Source organism: Ruminococcus sp. BSD2780120874_150323_B10 (assembly GCF_015553695.1).
Taxonomy (GTDB): Bacteria; Bacillota; Clostridia; order Oscillospirales; family Acutalibacteraceae; genus Ruminococcoides; species Ruminococcoides intestinale_A.
The window spans coordinates 1-5,779 of the sequence record NZ_JADNHD010000033.1 but is presented as its reverse complement, the minus strand read 5'-3'; the positions used below and the strand labels follow the sequence as shown (position 1 = coordinate 5,779).

Below are 5,779 nucleotides of genomic sequence, written 5' to 3'. Positions count from 1 at the left end.
ATTGCATAAACGGAAAGTATTTGTGGGCTTTGCCCACACCCACGACCTTTGAAAAGGTCGACCAAACTTTTATAATTACTTGCCGAAACAATTTGCTAAACCATAATTTAGACTTCTGAATTATAAACAAAAAACACCCTCTGATTTCTCAGAGGGTGAAAAAAACTAAGTTTTATTAATGCTTATAAAAGATTATTTAACCTTCTTGCGGGTAAAGTAAACTACACCGGTAGCTGATACAAGTACAAGGAGGATAACTGCTGCCATAGAAGCATTACCTGTCTTAACTGTACCATTGTTGTTATTGGCTGTATTGTTGCCATTGTTACCGTTGTTAGCTGTATCGGCTGTACCCGGCTTAACTGTTGCGCCTGTTGAAGATGTTGCATCTTCTGTTGCAGGAGCAAGAGTTGTATTAGGTGTTGTTGTATTCTGTGCAATTGTTGTTGCCGGAACTGTTGTTGTCGGAACTGTTGATGCCGGAACAGTTGTTGTCGGAACTGTTGATGTCGGAACTGTTGATGTCGGAACTGTTGATGGTGCTTGAGAAGCTTCTGTTACAGTTACTGTAGCAACTGCGCCAAGCTTTGTAGCATAGTTGAAGTTTGAAAGGTCAATTCTGAGTGTTACATCAGCAAATTCATATGGTACATTTACAGTGAGGTTCTGACCGTTGTATACAGCGTCAAATGCAACGCCGGATTCAGGTGTGAAGCCCTCTTCTGCACCGCCCCAGCTGTCAGCCCACTTGCCGTTAGCTGCGAACTTAACCTGGTAGTTGTCAAACTCAGGTACATTGTGATATGTAATCTCATAAACCTTATCTGCAACCTGCTCCATCTCATTAGCTGTTGGATCCCAAGCTACGCCGTTTAACCATGATTCATCATCAGGGTCACCGTTACCAACAGCATGCATGCTTTTGATTTCAATATCAGAAACGATCTGAACACCGTCACCTGAAACAGTGATTTTGCGTGTATTGCTGTCATATGTAACTGTTACATCACAAGCGGCAAGAACATTAAAGGTTATATTGTTGTCTCCGCCGTTATCACCGATCCAATTCTGACCGCCATCAGCTGTATTTTCTACAACCTTAATCTGAAGTGAATCAGCAATCTGAACATCGGTAAATACCTTAGTGTATGTACCGTCGCCGTTATCTGTCATAACATTTTCAGGAGCTTCTTCCGGGCTACCCTTCCATAAAACACCGCAAAGTTCTTCTGAACCTGCTACAACATATGTTGAACCTGCAGGAGCAGGAGCTGTTGTTGGTTCAGCTGTTGTTGGAACAACAGGTGTAACTTTACCTGCCTGAATTTCAGTTTCAACTGAATATTTTGTTGATGTTTCAGCAAGAACGCCATCTCTTACAAGACCCTCTTCCTGAGCCTCGTCTGTTACGCCCTCAGCGTTTGCAAGTGAGAGTGTAAGGTTATCAACTGTGAGGTTTACATCTGTTTCGCCAAGACCAAGTTTCTTGAATACAACTGAAACAAATGGTGTCTTCTGGTTGAAATTGTAAAGCTCAAGGCTTGACATATTACCATAAACCTTGCCTGCTGTTGCAGAGTTTACTACTACACCGTTTGTGTAAGGAGTCATAACACTGTCAAGAGCGAGCATTGTTGGGTCATAAGTAAGGTTGAAGTCTGCGTTAAGAACATTCTTCTCTGACTCAAAGTAATAAGTTACTGTTACATACTCTTCGTCACCTGCAACAACATTAGATGATGCAGGGAATAAGTTAGAAGTAGCATTTACAGTAAGAGCACCAGCAGGAACTTCTTCTGTAGTTTCAGGAACTGTTGTTTCCGGAACTGTAGTTTCAGGAACTGTTGTTTCTGGAACTGTTGTTTCAGGAACTGTTGTTTCAGGAGCTTCTGTTGACTCTGTCGATGGAACAAATGTTGACTCTGTGAGTTTTGTTTCAGCAGAAACAATATATGAAGGATCTACTATTTTATACTCCAGTACGAATGATACCATTGTATCAGGATCAACTCTCATTGTATTAAAGTCCATTTCGCCCTTTGTAAGAACTCTTACATTAAGGTTTACATTTGTTTCAACATTTTCAGGATTACCCTTTACATCTAAAACAATCTTAATAAACGGAACCTTTGCATCAATTGTGTAAAGGCCAAGGTCAGAAGAGTTGGCGTTTACCTTGCCGGGGATACTTGTGTTGATTACAGAACTGCTTGTAATCTGTGGCATAATACCAAGTTTCTTACCTGTTGAATCAAGGTTGTTCTTGTTGTTTACCTCAAATATGTTACTGTCATATGTGAAGTACCATTCGAGGTTTACAAGGTCACAATTTGTACCAAGATAGTAGCATACTGTTACCTGCTTTGTTTCGCTGTTGTATTCTGCTTTTGCTGTTGAGAATACATTAGATGTTGCATTTACTGTAAGAGGTGCTTTCTCCGGAGCAGCTGTTGCCTGTGTAGCAGGAGCAGTTGTTGCTTCTGTTGTAGCAATTTCTGTTGTTTCAGCAGGAGTTGACACTTCAGTTACTGTAACGGTTGCCTTAGCACCGGCCTTTGTAGCATAGTCGAAGTTTGTAAGGTCGAGCTTGAGTGTTACATCAGCAAATTCATAAGGAACATTAACGGTAAGGTTCTCTCCGTTATATGCTGCGTCAAACTCTACGCCTGATTCAGGTGTGAAGTTTTCCGCTGCACTGCCCCAACTGTCAGTCCATCCGCCGTTAGCGGCAAACTTAACCTGATAGTTGTCGAACTTAGATACATTCTTGAATGTAATCTCATAAACTTTTTCTGAAACTTCTGTCATAGGGTTAGCTGCAGGATCCCAAGCTACACCGTTTAACCAAGCTGCATCTTCAGGATCGCCGTTACCAACAGCATTGATGCTCTTGATATCGAGATTTGTTACAAACTGAACGCCGTCGCCTGTAACAGTGATTTCTTTAGTAGAAGAATCAAATTTTACTGTTACATCACTTGCAACAGTTACATTAAATGTAATGTTATTGCCTGTTGCGTCGCCAATCCAGTTCTGTGAACCGTCAGCACCATTTTCTACAACCTTAAGTGTAAGACCTGATGCCGGCTGAACATTGGTAAATACTTTTGTGTAAGTACCGTCGCCATTGTCTGTCATAACATTTGCAGGAGCTTCTTCTGGGCTGCCCTTCCATAAAACGCCGCAAAGTTCTTCTGCGCCGGCAACTACATATGTTGTATCTGCAGCAGAAACTGAAATTGCTGCAAATGACAATGAAGTTACCATAAGCATCAGAGAGACAACAAGGCTTAATGCTTTTTTGAACATTTTCTTTTTCCTCCTTTAATAATAATGCTTCTATAAGCTATACTATTATATAATATAAACTCCCCAAAAGTCAAATGATTTTGACACTTTGGAGAGTTATTTTTATAAATTTGTGTTATTTTGGTTAATTGCACAAAAACAAGATTGTTTTTTCGGTCATTCGTAACCATTAATATTATGAAATTGCCAGTTCCAAGAGTCACGGCACATATCTTCAAGATTTTTTTCGGCTTTCCAACCGAGAATTTCATATGCTTTTGTCGGATCGGCGTAACATTCTGCTATATCGCCCGCTCTTCTCGGCTTTATATCATAAGGAATTTCAATATTATTAACCTTGCTGAATGCCTTAACAATATCAAGCACGCTGTAGCCTGTACCTGTGCCAAGGTTAAATATCTCTGTGCCCTTGTGCTGTTCGGCATAATCAATAGCTTTTACATGACCTTTTGCAAGATCCACAACATGGATATAATCTCTTACACCTGTGCCGTCATGTGTAGGATAGTCATTACCAAACACACCGAGTCTTTTAAGTCTGCCTGCAGCAACCTGTGTAATATAAGGCATAAGGTTGTTTGGAATACCGTTAGGATTTTCGCCGATTCTACCGCTTTCGTGAGCACCGATCGGATTGAAATATCTTAAAAGAACTACGGAAAGGTTGCTGTCAGCCTTTGCTGCGTCTGTAAGAATCTGCTCATTCATAAGCTTTGTCCAACCGTAAGGGTTTGTACAGCCTGTAGGCATTGTTTCAACAAGCGGAACACTCTTTGGAATACCATATACAGTAGCGGATGAGCTGAATACAAAGTTTGCTACTGAATATTTCTTCATAACCTCAAGCAAAGCAAGCGTTGAATCAAGATTGTTTCTGTAGTAAGCTACAGGAATTTCGCAGCTCTCGCCTACTGCCTTAAGACCTGCAAAGTGAATTACTGCATCAATTTTATTTTCGGCAAAAAGTTTGTCCAAAGCCTCAACATCGCAAACATCAATGTTGTAAAGCGGAATTTTTTTGCCTGTAATCTCCTCTACCCTCTCAATAGCTTTTGGAGAACTGTTTGAAAAATTATCCGCAACTACTACAGTATGGCCTGCATTTATAAGTTCAATACAAGTATGTGTACCAATGTAGCCTGCGCCACCGGTCAGCAAAACATTCATAGTGATTTCCTTTCTATGTATAATGTATATTCGTCAGCACTTTTCAGGTTCAGGATACTCAACACCGAATGTTTCGGCTGTCACCTTTTTCATAACCTGTGCGTCAAGAGGTTTATCTGCAAAGTCAGTATCGCACTCGGCAATCCGGTTTACAACATCCATACCCTCAATTACTTTACCGAATGCTGCATACTGTCCGTCAAGATGAGGAGCATTTTTATGCATAATAAAGAACTGTGAACCTGCAGAGTCAGGCATCATTGAACGAGCCATAGAAAGTACGCCCTCTGTGTGCTTGAGGTTATTTTCAAAGCCGTTAACAGCAAATTCGCCTTTAATTGAGTAACCGGGGCCACCCATACCTGTTCCATCAGGACAACCGCCCTGAATCATAAAACCGTAAATAACTCTGTGAAAAGTAAGTCCGTCATAATAGCCATTATTTACAAGGCTAAGAAAATTATTAACTGTATTTGGCGCAATTTCGGGATAAAGCTCGGCTTTAATAACAGAGCCGTTCTCCATCTCAATAGTAACTACAGGATTTTGTGACATAAAAATCGTCCTTTCATTTTATATTACAAATAAATTTATATACTGGCCTTTGCCTTACATTTTACGCTAAATCACCAAAAATATCAAGTGAATTTTTATACTTAAAAATATTTAATAATAAAATTTAATAACTTTACTTTTTAATAAAAATATGATACAATAAATAAAATAGTTATATAATCTTTTTGTAATATTTTATTAATTTTATGTATTAAGGGATTGAACATTAATATTATCATTGTTCAAGGAGTGTTTTTATTGTCATTATCAGTCCACAAGTCAGCCGAAGATTACCTCGAGGCTATACTTTTAATTAAACAAAAAAGAGGATGCGTTCGTTCTATCGACATAGTAAATCTTCTCGGTTTTTCAAAGCCAAGCGTAAGCGTTGCCATGAAAAAGCTAAGAGAAAACGATTACATTCTTATGGACAGCGAGGGTTATATCACCCTTACCGAAAGCGGAATGAATATTGCGCAGAAAATTCTTGAAAAGCATAATTATATAGCCGAACTTTTAATTTCTCTCGGTGTAAGCGAAGAAACCGCTTATGAAGATTCATGTAAAATCGAGCACGATATAAGCGAAGAGAGTTTTATGGCATTAAAAAAGCTATCGGGAATTTTAGCCGATAAAACAAATAACTGATAAAATAAACAGCAGTCATTATTATGTGGTGACCCCCAAAAGTTAGATTTGAAAGCGTAGTGGCTTTTAGCTGCTACGCTTTTGTTATGCAACTAAGGCA

4 protein-coding genes are annotated in these 5,779 nt (G+C 39.4%); 1 reads left to right on the top strand and 3 read right to left on the bottom strand.

Annotated elements, in window-relative coordinates; all coding sequences use genetic code 11:
• Window positions 1-192: 192 nt before the first annotated feature.
• The 3 genes from I2E21_RS12390 to I2E21_RS12000 form a co-directional block, all read right to left on the bottom strand.
• Window positions 193-3,309: a hypothetical protein gene (locus I2E21_RS12390; protein ID WP_243240643.1), complete on the bottom strand. Its 3,117-nt coding sequence runs from the start codon at window positions 3,307-3,309 to the stop codon at window positions 193-195.
• 156 nt (window positions 3,310-3,465) lie between these two features.
• Window positions 3,466-4,476, bottom strand: coding sequence for a UDP-glucose 4-epimerase GalE (gene galE / locus I2E21_RS12005; RefSeq protein ID WP_186935913.1), 1,011 nt, complete (start codon window positions 4,474-4,476; stop codon window positions 3,466-3,468).
• 33 nt (window positions 4,477-4,509) lie between these two features.
• Window positions 4,510-5,031, bottom strand: a complete 522-nt coding sequence (locus I2E21_RS12000; protein WP_022234130.1) for a peptidylprolyl isomerase — start codon at window positions 5,029-5,031, stop codon at window positions 4,510-4,512.
• Between the two features lie 258 nt (window positions 5,032-5,289).
• Between I2E21_RS12000 and I2E21_RS11995 the strand changes: the two genes are divergently transcribed.
• Complete coding sequence (locus tag I2E21_RS11995) at window positions 5,290-5,679, top strand: metal-dependent transcriptional regulator (protein ID WP_022234129.1); 390 nt, start codon at window positions 5,290-5,292, stop codon at window positions 5,677-5,679.
• The last annotated feature ends 100 nt before the right edge of the window (window positions 5,680-5,779 follow it).